At 66.9% G+C, this 257-nt stretch carries 1 pseudogene; it reads right to left on the bottom strand.

Going from position 1 to position 257, the window contains the following annotated elements:
- Positions 1–65 precede the first annotated feature (65 nt).
- A pseudogene (locus tag CIK99_RS15165) lies at positions 66–257 on the bottom strand (DNA-binding protein); the annotation flags it as partial.

A 257-nucleotide genomic window follows, 5' to 3' on the forward strand; every position in this document is an offset into this window, starting at 1 on the left:
GTTTTGCGGCGTGACGCTCTCCGGTTTTGTTGGGGCAGGGGCGCTTGCGCGCCCCTGCCCTCGGCTTAGATCAAGCTGCCGCCGCCGTCCTCATTGCCGCCGCTTCCGCCGCCGCTCTCGCTGCCGCCTCCGCTCTCGTCAGGACTCTCCGTACCCGGATCGCTCGAGTTCACACGCTTCACCTCCTTGCCGTTGCGGTCGTAGCAGGTGATGGTGACCTGCGATGCCTTGAGGGCCGCCTTCACATCCACCGACGG

It is taken from the genome of Prevotella sp. P5-92, assembly GCF_002251245.1.
In the GTDB taxonomy this organism is placed as follows: Bacteria; Bacteroidota; Bacteroidia; order Bacteroidales; family Bacteroidaceae; genus Prevotella.